Annotated in this window: 17 protein-coding genes; 8 read left to right on the forward strand and 9 right to left on the reverse strand. The window is 71.6% G+C overall.

Annotation, left to right across the window (positions count from 1 at the left end):
• The first annotated feature begins 137 nt into the window (after positions 1–137).
• On the forward strand, positions 138–689 hold the full coding sequence (locus tag E1293_RS29170) for a regulatory protein RecX (protein WP_243716697.1): 552 nt from the start codon (positions 138–140) through the stop codon (positions 687–689).
• 174 nt (positions 690–863) lie between these two features.
• Here E1293_RS29170 and E1293_RS29175 read toward each other — a convergent pair whose 3' ends face one another.
• Positions 864–1,478: a gamma carbonic anhydrase family protein gene (locus tag E1293_RS29175; protein WP_165978441.1), complete on the reverse strand. Its 615-nt coding sequence runs from the start codon at positions 1,476–1,478 to the stop codon at positions 864–866.
• 534 nt (positions 1,479–2,012) lie between these two features.
• Between E1293_RS29175 and rny the strand changes: the two genes are divergently transcribed.
• Entirely contained in the window at positions 2,013–3,584 is a 1,572-nt protein-coding gene (gene rny, locus E1293_RS29180) for a ribonuclease Y (protein WP_132200697.1), read from the forward strand.
• A gap of 48 nt (positions 3,585–3,632) precedes the next feature.
• Entirely contained in the window at positions 3,633–4,898 is a 1,266-nt protein-coding gene (locus E1293_RS29185; protein WP_132200698.1) for a glycerophosphodiester phosphodiesterase family protein, read from the forward strand.
• A gap of 4 nt (positions 4,899–4,902) precedes the next feature.
• On the opposite strand, the gene E1293_RS29190 is transcribed toward E1293_RS29185, so the two are convergent.
• The 5 genes from E1293_RS29190 to E1293_RS29210 all read right to left on the reverse strand — a co-directional run bounded on the left by E1293_RS29190 (position 4,903) and on the right by E1293_RS29210 (position 10,501).
• Positions 4,903–6,912, reverse strand: a complete 2,010-nt coding sequence (locus E1293_RS29190; RefSeq protein WP_132200699.1) for a prolyl oligopeptidase family serine peptidase — start codon at positions 6,910–6,912, stop codon at positions 4,903–4,905.
• A 172-nt stretch (positions 6,913–7,084) separates the two neighbouring features.
• Positions 7,085–8,077: an amino acid ABC transporter permease gene (locus E1293_RS29195; RefSeq protein WP_207939151.1), complete on the reverse strand. Its 993-nt coding sequence runs from the start codon at positions 8,075–8,077 to the stop codon at positions 7,085–7,087.
• Positions 8,074–8,757 carry an amino acid ABC transporter permease gene (locus E1293_RS29200; RefSeq protein WP_132200700.1) on the reverse strand — a complete coding sequence of 228 codons (684 nt, stop codon included), beginning with the start codon at positions 8,755–8,757 and terminating at the stop codon, positions 8,074–8,076. Before E1293_RS29200 ends, E1293_RS29195 begins: the two co-directional genes overlap by 4 nt.
• Positions 8,758–8,868: 111 nt before the next feature.
• A complete protein-coding gene (locus tag E1293_RS29205; protein ID WP_132200701.1) occupies positions 8,869–9,738 on the reverse strand; it encodes a glutamate ABC transporter substrate-binding protein in 870 nt (289 codons plus the stop codon).
• A gap of 40 nt (positions 9,739–9,778) precedes the next feature.
• A complete protein-coding gene (locus E1293_RS29210; RefSeq protein WP_243716701.1) occupies positions 9,779–10,501 on the reverse strand; it encodes an amino acid ABC transporter ATP-binding protein in 723 nt (240 codons plus the stop codon).
• A gap of 271 nt (positions 10,502–10,772) precedes the next feature.
• Here E1293_RS29210 and miaB point away from each other — a divergent pair, with 271 nt between their 5' ends.
• Together miaB and E1293_RS29220 are read left to right on the forward strand one after the other, a co-directional pair.
• Entirely contained in the window at positions 10,773–12,314 is a 1,542-nt protein-coding gene (miaB, locus tag E1293_RS29215) for a tRNA (N6-isopentenyl adenosine(37)-C2)-methylthiotransferase MiaB (RefSeq protein ID WP_132200703.1), read from the forward strand.
• A gap of 49 nt (positions 12,315–12,363) precedes the next feature.
• On the forward strand, positions 12,364–13,083 hold the full coding sequence (locus E1293_RS29220) for a class III extradiol ring-cleavage dioxygenase family protein (RefSeq protein WP_132200704.1): 720 nt from the start codon (positions 12,364–12,366) through the stop codon (positions 13,081–13,083).
• On the opposite strand, the gene E1293_RS29225 is transcribed toward E1293_RS29220, so the two are convergent.
• Positions 13,080–13,271, reverse strand: a complete 192-nt coding sequence (locus tag E1293_RS29225; protein WP_132200705.1) for an antitoxin — start codon at positions 13,269–13,271, stop codon at positions 13,080–13,082. The genes E1293_RS29220 and E1293_RS29225 overlap by 4 nt on opposite strands.
• A 100-nt stretch (positions 13,272–13,371) precedes the next feature.
• On the opposite strand from E1293_RS29225, the gene miaA reads away from it, so the two are divergent.
• Positions 13,372–14,319, forward strand: a complete 948-nt coding sequence (gene miaA, locus E1293_RS29230) for a tRNA (adenosine(37)-N6)-dimethylallyltransferase MiaA (protein ID WP_243716698.1) — start codon at positions 13,372–13,374, stop codon at positions 14,317–14,319.
• 333 nt (positions 14,320–14,652) lie between these two features.
• Here the strand turns inward: miaA and E1293_RS29235 are convergent, their stop codons facing one another.
• Both E1293_RS29235 and E1293_RS29240 read right to left on the reverse strand, forming a co-directional pair.
• Positions 14,653–16,614, reverse strand: a complete 1,962-nt coding sequence (locus tag E1293_RS29235; RefSeq protein WP_132200707.1) for a sensor histidine kinase — start codon at positions 16,612–16,614, stop codon at positions 14,653–14,655.
• A gap of 274 nt (positions 16,615–16,888) precedes the next feature.
• Positions 16,889–17,500 (reverse strand): TetR/AcrR family transcriptional regulator, encoded by a 612-nt coding sequence (locus E1293_RS29240; protein ID WP_132200708.1) that lies wholly within the window; start codon positions 17,498–17,500, stop codon positions 16,889–16,891.
• A gap of 104 nt (positions 17,501–17,604) precedes the next feature.
• On the opposite strand from E1293_RS29240, the gene E1293_RS29245 reads away from it, so the two are divergent.
• Together E1293_RS29245 and E1293_RS29250 are read left to right on the forward strand one after the other, a co-directional pair.
• Positions 17,605–18,588 carry a hypothetical protein gene (locus E1293_RS29245; RefSeq protein ID WP_132200709.1) on the forward strand — a complete coding sequence of 328 codons (984 nt, stop codon included), beginning with the start codon at positions 17,605–17,607 and terminating at the stop codon, positions 18,586–18,588.
• 92 nt (positions 18,589–18,680) lie between these two features.
• A complete protein-coding gene (locus E1293_RS29250) occupies positions 18,681–19,658 on the forward strand; it encodes an ABC transporter permease (RefSeq protein ID WP_132200710.1) in 978 nt (325 codons plus the stop codon).
• Positions 19,659–19,746: the final 88 nt, after the last annotated feature.

Raw genomic sequence — 19,746 nt, forward strand, 5'->3', positions numbered from 1 at the left:
GCCCGTCCCCGCGACCACGCGGCCGGGCCGATCGCCGGGCCCGCCCCGTTCGGCTCGCCACGGCTGAGCGAGATCGAGACACCGCCGATGCGGTCCCATCGCCATACGGGCGTTGAAGGACGCGCGGAGTGGAGCCGATGACCAAGACCCCAGGTGACCGCCGCGACGAGGACGCCCCGGCCGACCCCGAGGCGAAGGCCCGCGAGACGTGCCTGCGCATGCTGTCGGCTGCGCCGCGCACCCGCGCCCAGCTGGCCGACGCGCTGCGCCGCAGGAACATCCCCGACGACGTGGCCGAACGGGTGCTCGGCCGGTTCACCGACGTCGGCCTGATCGACGACGAGGCGTTCGCCCAGGCATGGGTCCAGTCCCGGCACACCGGCCGCGGCCTGGCCAAGCGGGCCCTCGCCGCCGAACTCCGCCGCCGCGGCGTCGCCGGCGACACCGTCAACGACGCCGTGGAGACCCTCGACCCCGCCCAAGAAGAGGCAACCGCCCGCGCCCTGGTAACCCGCAAGCTCCGGGCCACCCAAGGCGCCGATCCCGCCAAACGCATGCGCCGCCTGGTCGGCATGCTCGCCCGCAAGGGCTACCCACCCGGCCTCGCCTACCGAGTCGTCAAAGACGCCCTCGCCGAAGAGGGCGCCGACCTGGAGGCCGTCCCAGACCCCGCCGACCCCTTCGATTGACCCGCGGCCACGACCGGCCCAAGGCGAAATGACGTCGGCGGACGCATGCGCGCATCCAGTTTCATCCACCGTCGGCGCATCCGACGAGGCATCAGCAACCAACCGCGACCAACGTGTCCGGGCCGTGCTGCGGCGCGATCAGCGTGTCCGGGCGGTGTTGGGGCGGGTTGAGGGTCAGAGGGGGGTGTCGGTCCAAGTCAGGGCTTCGTCGCGGAGGGTTCTCGTGGCGGTGCGGTGGAGGGCGGCGAGATCGGGGTCGTCTTCGCCGAAGACCTCGGTGAAGAAGCCGGCGGCGGCCAGCAGGCGGCGTGCCTCGGCCAGGTCGGCTGTGATGACGGGCGTGCCGTCGCCACGGGGGACCGCGTAGTGGCGCAGGCCGACGCGGCTGTTCGGGGGGAGGGCCGTGGTGACGTGGACGATGCTGCCCGCGCTCAGGCGAGTGCCGTCACCGACCAGCGCGCCCTGGAAGACCATGACGCCGGTCGCCACGTAGCAGGCCGCGCCGAGCGTGCAGCCGGCGAGGGCGGCCAGCGGGCCGACGAGCGTGTCCGCGCCGATGCGGACGGGAAAGGCGGGGCGGTGCGTGCCGCCCACCGAGCGGACCACGGCGCCCGGCATCACGGCGACGCCCGAGTCCAGGTGGACGGGCGGACCGGAACTCACGATCGTCGCGCCGTGGTCGATGACGCATCCGGGCCCGACGGTGACGTTGCCGACGAGGTGCGCGGTCGGCGCGACCCAGGCGTCCGGGTGGATTTCGGGACGGTCGTCGTTGCGCTGCACCAGCATGGTCTGGCCTCCCCGTACGTCGCACCGGCATGGTCCGGTCTCCCCGTGGCTCTGCGGGCCGCTCAGACGATCATCCATCGGCGGCGCGCCTCCCCGCCAGGGGCCCTCGGGCCGCCGATCGGGGCGACACGCCGGAGTTGCGGGGCGGGTCAACCCGGGGAGGCCGTCCCCTGACTCTGACGCGGGGGCGTTGGCGCAGGTCGCGGGGGAGTCCGGTGGTCAGGGAAGGCGGTAAGGAAGCACTCACGCCGACGTTCGGTTAGTCCGGAATGCCCCCCGTTTGCTTGCTCATTACCTCCATGCCGCTTACCGTTACGGCAGTGAGGAGTTACTCCGCGTCTCGCGGATTGCCATACGACCGAGCACGTTCCAGCAGCTGAGAGGCATACAGGACACGTTCGTCGACCGGATCCGGCCGGGTTGCGGGGGCGCGCCGCGCGCGGTCCCGCGATGTCGTGCATCCGTGCGCGAGTAAGTCCTCGCTAGGCAGGGCCCGTACCCCGGACGGGCCCGCGGCGAGGAAGGATCTGCCTCATGGAGAGCGTCCTGCTGGGTGCAGCGCTGCTGGTGACCCTGGTCGCTCTCGTGATCGTGATCTTGCGGCGCCCCGGCCTGCCCGGCAAGGCGGCCGCGGAGATGGCGCTGGCGCGGACCGAGGCCGACGAGATCAGGAACAGGGCCGGCCGCGACGCCAAGGACCTCCTGGAGCAGGCCGAGCGGGACGCGCAGCACATCGCCGCCACGGCGCGCGCGGAGCTCGACGCCGAGGGCCGGACCCTCCGGGACGACGTCCGCACCGTCCGGGAGGATCTGGAGCGCCGGGAGGCGCGGCTCGCGGAGCGGGAGCAGCGGCTGGACGGCGAGGTCCGCCGCCTGGAGGAGTGGCAGGGCCGCCTCGCCGAGAGCAGGCAGGCGCTGGAGACCCGCAAGGAAGAGCTCGAAGGCGTCGCCGAGGAGCGGCGCAAGGTGCTGGAGCGGGCGGCGGGGCTCACCGCCGAGCAGGCCAAGGCCGAGCTGGTCGCGGCGGTCGAGAACCAGGCGAAGCGGGAGTCCATCCCGATCGTCCGGGAGATCGAGAACACCGCGCGGGCGGAGGGCGACAAGCGCGCCCGCAAGATCGTGACGCTGGCGATCCAGCGGGTCGCGAGCGAGCAGACGGCAGAGTCGGTCGTGTCGGTGCTGCATCTGCCGAGCGACGAGATGAAGGGCCGCATCATCGGCCGCGAGGGCCGCAACATCCGCGCGTTCGAGACGACGACGGGCGTGAACCTCATCATCGACGACACGCCCGAGGCGGTGCTGCTGAGCTGCTTCGACCCGGTGCGCCGGGAGGTCGGGCGGCTGACGCTGGAGAAGCTCGTCCTGGACGGCCGCATCCACCCGCAGCGCATCGAGGAGATCTACGAGCGCAGCAAGAGCGACGTGGAGCAGCTGTGCGTCCGGGCCGGTGAGGACGCTCTCGTCGACGTCGGCATCGCCGACATGCACCCCGAGCTGATCGCGCTGCTCGGCCAGCTGCGGTACCGGACGTCCTACGGGCAGAACGTGCTGAAGCACCTGATCGAGTCGGCGCACATCGCCGGGGTCATGGCGAGCGAGCTGCGGCTGCCGGTGGAGGTCGCCAAGCGGTGCACGCTGCTGCACGACATCGGCAAGGCGCTCACGCACGAGGTGGAGGGCAGCCACGCGCTGATCGGCGCCGAGATCGCCCGCCGCTACGGCGAGCACGAGGACGTCGTCCACGCGATCGAGGCGCACCACAACGAGGTCGAGGTCCGGACGGTGGAGGCCGTCCTCACCCAGGCGGCGGACGCCGTGAGCGGCAGCCGGCCGGGCGCGCGCAGGGAGTCGCTGGAGGCCTACGTCAAGCGCCTCGAACGGCTGGAGGAGATCGCCCGCGCCAAGCACGAGGGCGTGGAGAAGGTCTTCGCGATGCAGGCCGGCCGGGAGATCCGCGTGATGGTCAAGCCCGACGCGGTCGACGACATCCAGGCGCAGGTCATCGCCCGCGACATCGCCAAGCAGGTCGAGGACGAGCTGACCTACCCGGGCCAGATCCGCGTCACCGTCGTCCGCGAGTCGCGGGCGATCGAGTTCGCCCGCTGAACGGCGGACGTTCACGATTGGGTCTGGTCCCCGCCTCCTTCCGCCCTGATGATCAAGGCAGTCGTCGGCGGGAGGATCATCGTGGACAAGATCGCCATCGTCGGGGGCGGGGCCGTGCTGGCCGCCGCCGTCGCGCTCACCAGCACCGCCCAGGCCGCCCCTGAGCACGCGGGCGGGCGGAAGCACGCGGTGATCGTCGGGCACCGCGGCTCGCCGGGCCAGGCGCCCGAGGAGACGCTCGCCTCCTACCGCAACGCGCTCCGCGACAAGACGGACGTGCTTGAAGGCGACGTGCAGCTCACGTCCGACAAGCAGATCGTGCTCGTCCACGACGACACGCTCGCCAGGACGACCGACGTGGAGCAGGTCTACCCCGACCGGTCGCCGTGGCGGGTCGGCCAGTTCACCCTGGCCGAGATCAAGAGGCTGGACGCCGGGTCGTGGTTCGGCTCGCGGTACGCGGGCCAGCGGGTGCCGGCCCTGAAGGACCTGCTGTCGGTCGCGGGCAGGCGGACCGGCCTCAGCCTGGAGCTCAAGTCGCCCGCCAACAGCCCGGGCGTGGCCACGCTGCTCGCCAAGGAGCTGAACGCGGCGAGACTCACCGACGGGGCGACGCTGCGGTCCGGCGCCTACCGGGTGCAGGTCCACTCGCGCGACCAGGCCGCGCTCAAGGAGTTCCACGCGTCCGCGCCCAAGGTGCAGCTCTCCTACCTGACCGGCGGGAAGATGCTCGCCGACGACGAACTGGCCGGCCTCGCGGGCTGGACGGTCGGGGTGTACGCGCACCCGAGGGCGACCGGCGCCGCCGACGTCGGGCGCGCGCACGCCAAGGGGCTGAAGGTGTTCAGCGACCCTGTGGACAGCCCGGCGGAGGTCTCGATGGCCGCGAACCAGGGCTACGACTGGGTCACGTCGAACTTCCCGGCCACGGCCCGCCGGATCCTGGACCGCAGGACGCCGTTCCCCGCGGCGAACGGCGTCGTGGTCGACAGCGTCTTCCCCAACCCGAGCGGCGACGACGTCCAGCCGGAGACCGGCGAGCACGTCGTGCTGCGCAACACCACGTCACACCCGATCGACGTGGGCGGCGCCTACCTGCGCGACCAGGCGAGCAACCTGATGAAGATCGGCCCCGGGTACGTGATCCGGCCAGGCAGCCTGCTGCGGGTCTACGTCGGCCCCGGGACGAACCGCGCCGACGCGTACTACAACGGCCTGACCGTGGGCTTCCTGAACAACACCTCCGGCGACACGGTGTCGTTCTTCGGGCCGGACCACTCGCTGATCGACATCTACTCCTACATCGTCCCCTGAGCCGTCAGCCGATGGTCAGGTTGATTGGTTCGACGCCGCGCGGCTCGAACCCGAGGGTCTGCCCGTAGAACGCCAGCTCCGACTCCAGGCAGCGGATCACGGTGGACGCCTTCCGGAAGCCGTGCGACTCGCCCTCGAACGTGAGGTAGGCGTACGGCATCTCCTTCTCGGCCAGCGCCTGCGCGAACCGCTCGGACTGGTCCGGCGGCACGATCGGGTCGCTCAGCCCCTGCAGCAGCAGGACGGGGCAGGCGGTCTCGCCGGCCCGGTTGAGCGGTGAGCGCTCCTCGTAGGCGCGCTCGAAGCCGGGCAGGGGCCCGATGAGGCCGAACAGGTAGTGCGACTCGAAGTCGTGCGTGGTCTCGGCGAAGCCCTGCAGGTCGCTGATGCCGAAGTAGGACGTGGCCGCCTTGAAGACGTCGGTCTGCGTGACCGACGCGAGCGTCGTCCAGCCGCCGGCGGAGCCGCCGCGGATCGCGAGCCGCGCCGGGTCGGCGATGCCGCCGTCCACGAGGGCCTGCGCGGCGGCGGTGGCGTCCTCGACGTCGACCACGCCCCACTGGCGGCGCAGCCGCTCCCGGTAGGCGCGGCCGTAGCCGGCGGACCCGCCGTAGTTGACGTCGATGACGCCGATGCCGCGGCTGGTGAAGTACGCCCGCTCCAGGTCGAGCACCGTGGAGACCCGTCCCGTGGGGCCGCCGTGGACGAACACGATGTACGGGGGCAGCTCGTCTTCCGGCCCGGCCGCCTCCGGGTTCGTCGGCGGGAACACGTAGGCGTGGACGGGACGTCCGAACGGCCCTTCGAGGCGCTCCGCACGCGGCTTGGAAAGGTACGCGACGTCCGGCAGCTCGGCGAGTTCCCGCCGGAGCCCCTCGACGCGCCCGGTCGTGGTGTCGACCCGCACGACCGAGGCCGGCAGGTCGGGCCCGCCCGCGATGCCCACGATCGTCGTGCCGTCCGTGGACAGCTGGGCCGCCCAGTGCTCGTAGGGGACCTCGAGGTCGATGAGGTCGAGCGTCTCCGTGTCGTAGACGCCGAGCCGCATCTCGCCCTCGCCGTGCAGGACGGCGAGCCGCCCGTCGCCGAGCAGCGCGTACGGCATCCCGCCGAGCTGCCACAGCGGCCCCGCGAACTCCTCCTCCGCCGGGTAGAGCGCCTGCGGGGACTCGCCGTGCAGGCCGACCTGGTAGATGTTCCACCAGCCGGGCCAGTCGGAGATCACGTACAGGGACTCGTCGTCGCGCCACAGCGGCGCCACGGCCGACTCGGTGAGGCCGCCCTTGACGGTCCAGGGCGCGACCGCGGCGCCGTCCTCGATCGCCGCCACGCGCAGCTCGGTGCCGTCCCACGGCATGCGGGGGTGGTTCCACTGGACCCACGCCAGGTGCCCGCCGCCGGGGGACGGGGCCGGACTGGCGTAGAACTGCGCACCGGTGACCAGCTCGCGGATGGCGCCCGCGTCACCGGCGGCGCTGCCGTCCAGCGGAACGGCGACGATCGCGCGCCGGATGCCCTCGGTGCCCTGGTCGCCGGCGGCCTCCTCGCCCTCCGCCGCCGGCGCCGCGATGTGGCCCTCGCAGACGCACCAGATCTCCGTCCCGTCAGGGGACAGGACGCTGTCGGCGTACCGCAGCCCCGCCGGGACGGCCGGCTCGGGCGTCAGCGGGTACGGCTTGGGGTCGCCCTCGTCGAGCCGGTGGAGCCGCTGGTCGTCGTAGTTGGAGAAGACGATCGACCAGCCCTCGCCGGTGCGGATCGGCAGGTACGACCGCCCGCCGTACTCGTGGACGCGCGTACGGGCGTCCCAGGGCGCCTGGAGCAGCTCAGTGCGGTGACCGCCCTTCAGATGGATGACCGTTGTCCGCCCGCCCTCCTCAGGCCGGGTCTCCTGCCACCACACGTCATCGCCCGCGACGGTAGGGAAACTGAGGCGCAGCCGGGCGCGGGCGACATCGGCCGCAGAGATGGGTGAAGGCCATGAGCCGTAGGGGAGGGTCGCACGAGCGGTCATAACAGGAATCGTCCCGCATACGGGGATCGGTTGGGGCCATGACGGGCCGTTTGACGTCGGAAAGATACAAGTCCGCCCCAGGTGAACCCGCCGGTAACACCGCTGGGAAGCGGTCCGCGGACGGCGAAGGGCGCCGCCGGAGACCGGCGGCGCCCTTCGGCGGAGCGGACCGTCAGATCGTCGGGACGGTCTGCTCGCCGACCCCGACCCCGGCCGCGGGCGGCGGACCGGCCGTGCCCATGGTCTTGGCCTCGGTCTTGCGGCTGCGGCGGCTGCGCGCCTCCAGCCACGTCGCCACCCGGCTCAGCGACATGTTGATCGCGATGTAGATGATCGCGACGACGATGCCGGCCTGCAGGACGTTGTTCTCGTAGTTCGCGGGCACCTGCTTGAACCCGGCCTGCAGGAACTCGCCGTAGGCGATGATGAACCCGAGCGCGGTGTCCTTCAGCAGGACGACGATCTGGCTGACGATCGCCGGCATCATCACCGTGATCGCCTGCGGCAGCAGGACCAGCCGCATCACGCCGTTCTTGCGCAGGCCGATGGAGTAGGCGGCCTCCGACTGCCCCTTCGGGATCGACAGCACCCCGGCGCGGACCACCTCGGCGAGCACCGAGCCGTTGTACATCGTCAGGCCGAACACCACGGCGGCGAACGCCGGCACGGTCACCGTCCCGGCGTTGCTCTCCACCCCGAAGATCGAGAAGAAGTAGTCCACCGACAGGCGCTGGAGCTGGCCGAACGAGGACTCGGCGATGGCCGGGCTGATCTTGTTCGGGACGAAGAACGCCAGGAAGATCAGGATCAGCAGCGGGATGCCGCGGAAGAACTCGACGACGACCCCGGCCGGGACCCGGACCCACCAGTGCTCCGACAGCCGGGCCAGGCCGAACACGATGCCGAACAGCAGGGCCAGGACGGTGGCCACGGCCGCGGCCTTCAGCGTGTTGAGCAGGCCGGGCAGGAGCAGGTGCCGCCAGACCGTCCACTCGGTGAACGGCGACCACAGCTTCTCCTCGAACTGGCCCTTGTCGTACAGGCGCCAGATCAGGGCGGCGAAGACCACGGCGAGCACGACGGTCACGACGGCCGTCAGGAGCATGTTCCGCGCCCGCGCCCGCGGCCCCGGAACGTCGAAGAGGACGGTTGCTTCCTTGCTCACCGCGCCACCGCCATCCGCTTGGCCAGCCAGCCGAAGAAGTAACCGGTCGGGAGGGTGAGGATCAGGAAGCCGATCGCGACGCCCAGGAACAGCGGGATCACCCCGTTGGCGAAGGTCGGCTTGTCGACGATGGTCTTGGTCACCAGCGCCACCTCGGCGTAGCTGGCCGCGGCCGCCACCGTGGTGTTCTTGATCATCGCGATGAAGACGCTGCCCAGCGGGGCGATGATCGCGCGGAAGGCCTGCGGCAGGATGATCACGCGGAGCGACTGGGTGAAGGTGAGCCCGATCGAGCGCGCCGCCTCGGCCTGGCCCAGCGGGACCGTGTTGATGCCCGAGCGGAGGGTCTCGCAGACGAAGGCGCCGGTGTAGGCCGACAGGCCGAGGACCGCCCACCAGTAGTAGGTGGTCGACGAGGTGTCGGAGAACTTCAGCGCGAGGATGTCGTTCAGGCCCAGGCTGCACATCAGCAGCACGAGGGTGAGCGGCGTGTTGCGCACGATGTTGACATAGCCCGTGCCGAAGGCCCGCAGCACGGGCACCGGGGCGACGCGGAAGCTCGCCAGCGCCGTGCCGATGATCAGGGAGAGCACCGCGGCGGCCGCCGCCAGGCGCAGGGTCGCCCAGAACCCCTGCATGATCTCGTCGAAGTTGTCGAAGAACGGGCTGAAGTCAAACATTGCTCAGCTGTTTCATGGCGTTCCAGCGGTGAGTCGGGCCATGCCGGTGCGTCCCCGGAAGCTCGCTCGCGGGGACGCACCGGCGTGACGGGCGTCAGGCGCGGCCGGGGATCAGGCGCAGCCCTCCGGCTGCGGGGCGGTCGTGACGAGCTTCAGCCCGGTGCCGGCGAAGTGCTTCTCCAGCGAGGCCTTGGCGGTGCCGTCCGAGTACATCTGGGCGACGGCCTTGTTGACGGCCTCGCAGGTCTCGGTGTCGCCCTTCTTGATGCCGATGCCGTACTTCTCGTCGGTGAAGGGGTCGTTGATGACCTTGAACGAGCCCTTCTGCTGGTTGGCGAAGCCGGCCAGGATCAGGTCGTCGGTGCTGACCGCGTCCAGCGCGCCGGACTTCAGCTTGCTCGCGCACTCGGAGTAGCTGCTGGCGTCCACCAGCGTGACGCCCTTGATGTTCAGCTTGCCGTCCGGCGGGCCCTCGGTGATGCGGCGGAAGGAGTTCGACCCGGCCGCCTTGCAGAGCTTCTTGCCCTTCAGGTCGGTGGCCTTCTTGATGTCGTTGTTGTCCGCCTGGACCATCGTGTCCTGGTGGGCGACGTAGTACGGCCCGCCGAAGGTCACCTGCTGCTTGCGCGCCTCGGTGATGGAGTAGGTGGCGATCACGAGGTCGACCTGGCCGCCGCCCAGGAAGGACTCGCGGTTGGCCGACGTCGTCTCCTTGAACGTGATGCCGCCCTCGGGCACGCCGAGCTGCTTGGCGACGTACTTGGCGACGTCGACGTCGAAGCCGTCGTAGGTCCCGTCCGGCTTCTTCAGGCCGAGCGCCGGCTGGTCGAACTTGATGCCGATGGTCAGCTTCTGGTCCTCTTTGGCCTTCTGCACGACCGTCTTGGCCTTGGTCTTCTCGGTGTCGCTGCCGCACGCGCTGAGCGCCAGCGACAGCGCCATCCCCGCCCCGATGAGGGCGCCGAAACGACGTACTCGCATTCTCGTCCTACCTCTGCTCTCTTTGCCGGAGCCCCGCGGCTCAGTGCGTGAGGATCTTGGAAAGGAAGTCCTTCGCGCGCTCGGTGCGCGCGTTGGTAAAGAACTCGTCGGGGGTGTTCTCCTCGACGATCTGGCCGTCGGCCATGAACACGACCTTCTGCGCGGCCCGGCGCGCGAAGCCCATCTCGTGCGTGACGACGATCATCGTCATGCCCTCGCGGGCCAGCCCGGTCATGACGTCCAGGACCTCGTTGACCATCTCCGGGTCCAGTGCCGAGGTCGGCTCGTCGAAGAGCATCACCTTGGGCTTCATCGCGAGGGACCGCGCGATCGCGGCGCGCTGCTGCTGCCCGCCGGACAGCTGCGCGGGGTACTTGTTCGCCTGGTTCGCGATGCCGACCCGGTCGAGCAGCTCCATGGCGTGCTTCTGCGAGTCCTGCCGGCCGGCCTTGCGGACCTTCACCGGCCCGAGCGTGATGTTGTCGAGGATCGTCTTGTGGGCGAACAGGTTGAACGACTGGAACACCATGCCCACGTCGGCGCGCAGTTTCGCGAGGTCCTTGCCCTCCTTGGGCAGTTCCTTGCCGTCGACGAGGATCGTGCCGTCGTCGATCGGCTCCAGCCGGTTGATCGACCGGCACAGGGTCGACTTGCCGCCGCCCGACGGGCCGATCACGACGACGACCTCACCGGAGTCCACGGTGAGGTTGATGTCCTTGAGGACGTGCAGCTCGCCGAAGTGCTTGTTGACGTGCTCGACCACGACGAGAGGCCGGTCACCGGCGGTCGCCGGCTCCGGGGCGGAGTCCTCCGGCCCGTTCTTGGTGAGGTCGGGCCCGCTTTCGCTGTCCGTCATGCGCCCGGACTTTACGTCATCGCCGCCACCGGCTGAGTTGCCGAGCGGTACCGATACGATCACGAATCCCCATGTCGGACGGGGTCCGCGGTGGCGGAGCGTGATCATCGGAGGCAGGTGGCGTGGCCGGTATTCCGTTCCGTCATGCCGCGCGGGGCCCGTACCCTTGGTAACCGTCATGAGTACGCCTATGGAGACGGCTCCCCGTACGTACGAGATCCGTACCTACGGATGCCAGATGAACGTCCACGACTCGGAGCGGCTGTCCGGGCTCCTCGAGTCGGCCGGGTACGTCCGCGCGGGGGACGCCGAGCCCGACGTGGTGGTCTTCAACACCTGCGCGGTGCGGGAGAACGCCGACAACCGGCTCTACGGCAACCTCGGCCATCTGCGGCCGGTCAAGGACGGCCATCCCGGCATGCAGATCGCCGTCGGCGGCTGCCTCGCGCAGAAGGACCGCGACACCATCGTCAAGCGCGCCCCCTGGGTGGACGTCGTGTTCGGCACCCACAACATCGGGTCGCTGCCCGCGCTGCTGGAGCGGGCCCGTGTGCAGGACGAGGCGCAGGTCGAGATCGAAGAGTCCCTGGTGACCTTCCCCTCGACGCTGCCGACGCGCCGCGAGTCCCCGTACGCCGCGTGGGTGTCGATCTCCGTGGGGTGCAACAACACGTGCACGTTCTGCATCGTCCCGTCCCTGCGCGGCAAGGAGAAGGACCGCCGCCCCGGGGAGATCCTCGCCGAGGCCGAGGCGCTGGTCGCCGAGGGCGCGCTGGAGATCACCCTGCTGGGGCAGAACGTCAACGCCTACGGCTCCGGGTTCGGTGCCCTGTCGGCGGCGCCCGACGATGTGCGCGCCATGACGGCGGGCGGGCAGTCGGCCTTCGCGGGGCTGCTGCGGGCGTGCGGCGGTGTCGAGGGCCTGGAGCGGGTCCGGTTCACCTCGCCGCACCCCAAGGACTTCACCGACGACGTCATCGCCGCCATGGCCGAGACCCCGAACGTGATGCCGTCGCTGCACATGCCGCTGCAGTCCGGGTCGGACGCGGTGCTGCGCACGATGCGGCGCTCGTACCGGCAGGAGCGCTACCTCGGCATCATCGAGAAGGTGCGGGCCGCGATCCCGGACGCGGCGATCACCACCGACATCATCGTGGGCTTCCCCGGCGAGACGGACGCCGACTTCGAGGAGACCCTGCACGTGGTGCGGGAGGCCCGGTTCGCGTCGGCGTTCACCTTCCAGTACTCCAAGCGGCCCGGCACCCCGGCCGCGACCATGGACGGGCAGCTGCCGAAGGAGGTCGTCCAGGAGCGGTACGAGCGGCTCATCGCGCTCCAGGAGGAGATCTCCTGGGCGGAGAACAAGAGGCAGCTCGGCCGGACGCTGGAGGTCCTGGTCGCCGAGGGGGAGGGCCGCAAGGACGCGGCGACGCGCCGGCTGTCCGGCCGCGCGCCCGACAACCGCCTGGTGCACTTCGCGGCGCCCGAGGAGCCGGTCCGGCCCGGCGACATGGTCACCGTCGAGGTCACCTACGCCGCGCCGCACCACCTGGTCGCAGACAAGCCCGCGCGGGCCGTCCGCCGGACGCGGGCGGGCGACGCGTGGGAGGCGCGCCAGGCGCAGGGCGACGGGGCGACGGGCGTTTCGCTCGGAATGCCGTCGGTCGGGCGGCCGGCCCGGCCCGCCGAGCCCGTGTCGGGCTGCTCCACCTGCCCCTGAACTCCGGCATGATCGGGTCGACCCCCCTCGGCCCGCCCTAGGAGGCAGCGTGCTCGCAACGGCTGCGGTGTGCCCGCATCCGCCGATCCTCGTCCCGGAGATGGCGGGGGAGGCGGCGCCGGAGCTGGACGCGCTCCGCGCCGCCTGCGACCGGGCCGTCCGGCGCCTTGCGGGGGACGTCGTGATCGTGGTGGGCGGCGGGTCGGGGACGCGGTCGTACGGACCGGACGCGTACGCGACGCTCCGGCCGTACGGTCTCGGCTGGACGAGCCCCAGCGAGCCTGAGAACGACGCTGAGGCGCTGCCGCTCTCCCTCACGATCGGGCATTGGCTGCTACAGCGGGCCGAGGCCTGCCTAGACGTGCGGTATCAGGCCGTCGCTTTCGACGCCGAACCACAGGACTGCCTGACGCTCGGGCACGAACTCGCCGAGTCTGCCGGGCGGGTCGCCCTTCTCGTCATGGGCGACGGGTCCGCGTGCCGGTCGGAGAAGGCGCCCGGATACCTCGATGAGCGCGCGCGCCCCTACGACGCGGGCGTGGCGCGCGCGCTTGGGCACGCCGATGCCGCCGCCCTGGCCGACCTGGACCCCGGGCTCTCCCGGGACGTCCAGGCGGCCGGACGCGCGGCATGGCAGGTACTCGCCGGGGCCGTCAGCGGAGACGGCTGCGCAGGCGAGCTCCTGGCCGACGAGGCGCCGTACGGTGTCGGCTACCTCGTCGCGAGCTGGTCATGCGGCCAGGCCGGAAAGGGCGCGGCCGCGGGCTAGGACTGCCGGCCGCCGCCGCCGTCTTCGCGGTCGATGTAGTTGCCGGCCTGGTCCTGGACCTTGTCGACCCTGTCGGCGTGCTTGCCGCCGGTTCGCTCGTCGAACATGTCCCCGGCCTTCTCCGTGCCCTTCTTGGCCTGGTCGGGGTGCTGCCCGAGCATCTGCTTCACCTTGTCGACGATGGACATTGGAAATCCCCCCGGATCCCTCGTCTCGGTCATCGTCGCGCGGACTCGCGCGACACCCATACATCCCGCCTATACCCGTTCTGTTGCGACAATCAATCCCGTGACCTCATCGAATGCGTCCCACGCCCCGCGGCCGCGGCCCGCCGGGGTCCTCGCGGTCGTCGGCGCCACCGCGGCCGGCAAGTCCGATCTGGCCGTCGGGCTGGCCCTCCGGCTCGGCGGCGAGGCGGTCAACGCCGACTCGATGCAGCTGTACCGCGGCATGGACATCGGCACGGCGAAACTGCCCGCGGACGAGATGCGCGGGGTCCCGCACCACCTGCTGGACGTCTGGGACGTGACGAAGACGGCGAGCGTCGCCGAGTACCAGCGGCTCAGCGCCGGCGCGATCGAGGACGTCCGGGGCCGGGGGCGGCTCCCGGTCCTGGTGGGCGGGTCCGGGCTGTACGTGCGGGCCGCCCTCGACGAGATGGAGTTCCCCGGGACGGATCGGGCCGTCCGGGCGCGCCTGGAGGAGGAGCTGGCGCAGGACGGGCCCGGCGTGCTGCACGAGCGGCTGCGCGGCCAGGACCCCGCGGCCGCGGAGGCGATCCTGCCGAGCAACGGCCGCCGGATCGTCCGGGCCCTGGAGGTGATCGAGATATCCGGCCGCCCGTTCACCGCGACACTGCCCGAGCACCGGTACCGCCACGACGCGGTCGTCCAGATCGGGCTGAGCGTCCCGCGCGGCGAACTGGACGAGCGGATCGCCCTGCGGGTGGAGCGGATGTGGGACGCGGGCCTGGTCGACGAGGTCCGGGAACTGGAGAAGCGGGGACTGCGGGACGGCCTGACCGCCGGGCGCGCCCTCGGCTACGCGCAGGTGCTCCGGTTCCTGGCGGGGGAGTGGCCGGAGGACGAGGCCAAGGCGGACACGGTCCGGACGACCCGGCGCTTCGCCCGCCGGCAGGAGTCGTGGTTCCGCCGCGACCCGCGCGTCCGATGGCTCCCTTACGACGCCCCTGACCTGCTCGATCAGGCCCTGGCCCTCGTCCGCACGCCGGGTTAGCGTCCCGCCGCCGGCGCGGCGGCCCGTCCAGGGGGCTTCCAGGGGGCCTCCAGACGGCGTCCAGCGGGCGGTCGGACGCGGCGGAATCCCCTTCCCACCAGGGCTTGCGCCCCCCTCGTCGGGGTCCCGGAACGATCGGGACAAGTGTCCCTCACCACCGGGACCTTCCACCGCATAGCGTTCTTCTTGCACACCCTCTGGTGAATGGCCCGTATGGACCGGGATGGGAGCCCCGGAGCCGTACGGAGCCCGAGGGCCGGTGGCGACCTTCTTGGCGGGGGGCGGTCACCGGCCCTCCCACCAGGAGGGTGCGTCACACTCGGTGCGTCCCGCTCAGGGATGGGCGCCGTTGACCGGCAGCCTCGCCCGGACCAGCGTGCCGCCCTTCGGCCCCGGGCCCACCGTGCAGGATCCGCCCAGTTCCGCCGCGCGTTCTCGCATCGAGGACATGCCGATGCCGGAACGCACGTGCTCGGGCAGTCCCACGCCGTCGTCGTGGACCGTGACGTGCAGGTCGCCGTTCAGATACAGCCGCACCTCGGCGCAGCCCGCGCCCGCGTGCCGGTGGACGTTCGTCAGCGCCTCCTGGACGATCCGGTACGCGGCGACCTCGGCGGCGGCCGGCAGGCGCTCCAGGTCGCCCTCGACGTGCACGTCCACCTTCGGGCCGTCGCCGGTGGCCACGACGCCGCCGAGCGCCTGGATCGCGCCCTCCAGCCCGAGGTCGTCCAGGGCGGGGGGCCGCAGGCCGTACACGAGCTCCCGGATGTCGCCGATGGTGCGTCCCATGGTGGCGCGCAGCTCTTCCAGCAGCCCGTCCACCGCCTCCGGGTCGGTCTTCAGCGTGATGCGGGCGGCGTCCACCGTCATGGCGAGGCTGGCCAGCGTCGGGCCGAGTCCGTCGTGCAGGTCGCGGCGCAGCCGGCGCCGCTCCTCCTCGCGCGTGCGCAGGATGTGCTCGCGGGACCGCTGGACGTCCGCGGCGAGCCGCGCCGCGTTGGCCAGCTCCGCGAGGTTGCGGGCCAGGACGCCGGACAGCCGCGCGTCGGGGGTGCGGGTGACGCCGAACAGCAGCCGCCCCACCGGCTCGCCGTGCCACACCAGGGGGATGAGCTGGGGCCGCTCGCCGAGGACGCCGTCCTCCGCCGAGATCGTGCGGCCGTCGCGGTCCAGCACCTCGATCGCGACCCCGCCGGCGTGCAGGGCGGAGCGTGCGACCTCGGCGGCCACGGCGAGCGCGGCGCCCGGGTCCGCGGCGGTCTGCAGCCTGCGGTTGAGGCGGTCGGCGATCCGGTACGGGTCGCGCTCGCCGTGGATGACCCCGTCCACCATGCGCTGCAGCCGCCGCCGGACGGGTTCGAACACCGCGCCCGCGACGATCGCGCCGGCCAGGCCCGCGAGGGTGCCCTTGCCGTGCGCCAGCAGGCTCGCCGTGCCGACGAGCGCGAAGTACACGCCGGTGATGATGACGACGAGCCCGGCGTAGACGAGCGTCCGGCTGACCACGAGGTCGATGTCGTACAGCCGGTAGCGGGTGATCGCGATCGCGATGCAGATCGGGACGGCGACGATCGTGATGTTGCGCAGCGGGTCGCCGATCGGGCCGTTCTCGCCGACGAAGATGATCCCCTCGGCGATGACGCCCGGATAGACCACCCAGCCGATCTGCCGCCGGACGTCCGGCGGCGACTGCACGAACCGCACCGCCACCGAGAACAGGCCGGCGGCCAGGGTCGCGATGATGACCGCGCTGATCGGCACCGGGATCTGGTCGAACGGGTACACCGAGACGCCGTTGTGCCACCGCCGCACGTCGGGGTCGATCGTCAGGTGGACGCAGACGATCACCGGGACGAGGCAGGCGAGGAGCAGCACGGGCCGGAACCAGCGCGACACGAGCCGCCCGTCCGGGAAGATCAACGGCAGGACCAGTGTCAGGGCGTAGGTGTCAATGGCCCACAGCCACGTGGCGAGCCAGGTGACGAACCCGGCTCCGGGCCAGTCGTGGAGCTCGAACCACGGGCCGAGGTTGAGCGAGAGGACGTACACCGACGCGCTGAAACCGGAGCCCACCATGAGCCAGGCGACCGTCAGGGCCGGCCGGTGCCGCAGCAGGACGGCGCCCACGGGCGTCCAGGCGAGCGCCACCAGGATCTCCGGATGCCACCAGACCATCCGCAGGTCGGACGGGAGCTTCGCGCCGATGGCGAGCGAGGCGGTGACGGTCGCGACCGCGGTGAGCGCGAGCAGCACGCCGACGCGCCCCGCCCGGCGGTCGTGTCCGTCCGTCACCATGAAGCCGCTCCCCGCCCGAAAGTAATGGAATGTTAAAACGTCCAGCTCCCTGTCCCGCAGCCGAATCGCGCGTCCATCTGAGGACACCGGGGTCCACCGGTGCACACGTGCGTGCCGTGATGGTAACCGCGGAATCCGGCGAGGAGAACGGAACCCGCAGGTCAGTGTCGGTCCCGGGGGCGCCCTTGCCGGGCCCGGCGCCGATCGTGCTGCCAGCGCGGGGCCTCGTCCGGCGGCGCGCCGGGTCACTTCGGCGGGCCGCGAAGTGGCCGGGTCAGGTCAGCAGAGTCAACATGCTGTCGCGGGTCAGCGCCTTCACGCCGCGGCGCAGTTCCGCGGGGGAGAAGTCCTTGACGACGAGGTGCTGCACCAGGAATCCGGGCACGAGGGAGAACAGCGTCTTCCCGGCGGCGACGGCATCGGTGTCGGCCGGGAGCAGGCCGGCGTCGACCAGGCGCCGCATGTAGGCGGTCCACGTGTCGCGGATGCCGATGACGTTGTCGGCGACGTACGCGGCGATCTCCGGGTCGTGGAGGGAGAGCGCCCAGGCCTGGGGGGCCAGGCGGAGCGGCCCGTCCTCGCCGGAAAGGGCGGCGACCCTGGACGCGAGCCGCTCGACGACCTCGTCCACCGGCAGGAGGGGGTCGCTGCCGGCGAGGTCGGCGAAGAAGCTCTTGAGATCGCCGATCACGTTCGCGATGTTCGCTTCGATGATCTCGTTCTTGCTCTTGAAGTACCGGTAGACGGCGCCGGAGGACAGCCCGGCCTCGGCGAAGATGTCCTGCATGGACGTCTCGTAGATGCCCTTGCGGATGAAGCAGGCGCGGGCCGCGTCCAGGATCTGGCGGCGGCGGCGCTCGAGATGCTCCTCGCTGACTCGCGGCATGGGGCCAATATAAAACGAACGTTCGTTTCTTGACAATCCCGGAGACGCGGTGCGACGCTGGCGGCGTTAAAGAGAACGGACATTCGTTTTTTTAGGAGGCGGACATGCGGTCCTCCCTCGCGATCCGCGCCGTCGGCGTCGCCGTCGGCGCCGCGCTGCTCCAGCTCGTCATGATCACCGCTTTCTCGTGGCCGGTCGCGCGCATGGCGCCCCGCGACGTCCCCGTCATCGTGACCGGCCCGCAGGCCGCCGCGGTGGCGGTCCGGCTGGACCGCGAGCGGCCGGGCGCGTTCGCCATCGAGACCCGGCGCGACGAGGCGGCCGCGCGGGCCGCCTTGGAGAACCGCGAGGCCTACGGCGCCATCGTCACGGCACCCCCGGGCCCGAAGGTCCTCACCGCCTCCGCCGCCTCGCCGGTGGTCGCCCAGCAGCTCGGTGCGATGGCGGCGCAGCTCGGACAGCGGGCGGCCGCACCCGCGGCGCCCGTCCAGGACGTGGTCGCCGCCGATCCCGACGACCCGCGCGGGGCCGGCTTCGGCGCCCTCGCACTCCCGCTGATCATGTCGGGTCTCGCCGCCGCGGTGCTGCTGACCTTCGCCGTCCCGTCGGCCGCGTGGCGCGCCGCCGGAGTGCTGCTGTTCGCCGTGCTGGGCGGGTTCGGCGTCGCCGCGCTCGCGCAGGGCTGGCTGTCGCTGCTGCCCGGCTCCTACCTCACGCTCGCCGGGGTCATGTCCCTGACCGTCCTCGCCGTCACCGGCACGGTCGCCGGCCTGGGCGCCGTCCTCGGACGCGCCGGGATCGGCATCGGCTCGCTCACCCTGCTGCTGCTCGGCAACCCGCTCTCGGCCGCCACGTCGGCACCGGAACTGCTGCCCCAGCCGTGGGGCGCGATCGGCCAGTTCCTGCCGCCGGGGGCGTCGGCCACGCTGCTGCGGTCGGCGGCGTTCTTCGACGGCGCCGATGCCGCCGGGGCGCTCACCGTTCTCGGCGCCTGGGCCGTCGCCGGGTTCGCGCTCCTGGGCGTCGGCGGCCTGCGCGCGCGTACCAGCGACGAAGGCGTCCGCGACCGCGAACCGGCCATGGCTTGACCTTCGCCGGGGCAAGTCTTGCCGAACTCCTGCGCTGTCCGTGGTCACTCAGTAGCATTCTGTGACTTCACGGTGGTGCGGGAGGTTGGGCATTGGCGGCGTTCCTGCTGCGTCGGCTGGCGAGCGGCGTGCTGCTGGCCGTGCTCGCCGCGAGCCTCGGCTACCTGCTCGCCGCCACCGCACTCGACCCGCGCGCCGGCTTCGAGGGCCGCGCACCCCGTCCGCCGGAGGCGGTCATCGATGCCCGGCTCGGCGCGCTCAACCTGAACGACCGGACGCCCCTGGCCGACCGCTATCTCACCTGGGCCCGGGGCGTCCTGCACGGCGACTTCGGCCGGACGTGGGACGGCGCACCGGTCAACGGTGAACTGTGGCGGCGTCTTGGCGTAAGTCTGCGGCTGGTCTCCCTGGGGGCCGTGTCAGGGAGCGTTCTGGGCGTCTTCCTCGGCGCCTACGCGGCCGTCCGGCGCGGGCGGACGGCCGATCGGCTCATCACGTCCGGGTCCTGCCTGCTGCTTGCCGCCCCTGTGTTCGTCCTGGCCGTGCTGTTACAGATCTTCGCCGGCAAGGCCAATGACGCCATGGGCATGCAGGTCTTCGTCTGGGTGGGGGAGTCCACGCCGGGGGTATCCGGCTTCGCTGACCGGGCGCGGCATCTGCTGCTGCCGACGGCTACGATCGCGCTCGCCCAGCTCGCGCTCTACGTCCGCTACCAGCGCGGCCTGATGCTGGACGCCCTGCACGCCGACTTCGTCCGCACCGCACGGGCCAAGGGCCTCCGGCGGCGCAGCGCGCTGCTGCGGCACGGCCTGCGCACCGCCCTCATCCCGATGACGACGTACTTCGCGTACGCGTCGGGCCTGCTCCTGCTGGGCAGCGTGTTCACCGAGAAGATCTTCGGCTGGCACGGCTTGGGGGAGTGGCTGGTCGACTCCACCACCCGAGGCGACATCAACGTCGTCGCCGCCATCGACTGCCTCGCCGCCTGCACGGTCGTGTTGTCCGGCCTCGCCTCGGACGTCGTCAACGCCGTCCTCGACCCCCGCGTCCGATACGGGACACCGTCATGAGCCGGCGCGGGCTTGCTGGGGCGGGGCTGCTGTCGCTGCTCTTCTTGGCTGCTTTCCTTGGGCCGCTTGTCTCGCCGTGGGGGTGGGA

It is taken from the genome of Actinomadura darangshiensis, assembly GCF_004349235.1.
Taxonomy (GTDB): Bacteria; Actinomycetota; Actinomycetes; order Streptosporangiales; family Streptosporangiaceae; genus Spirillospora; species Spirillospora darangshiensis.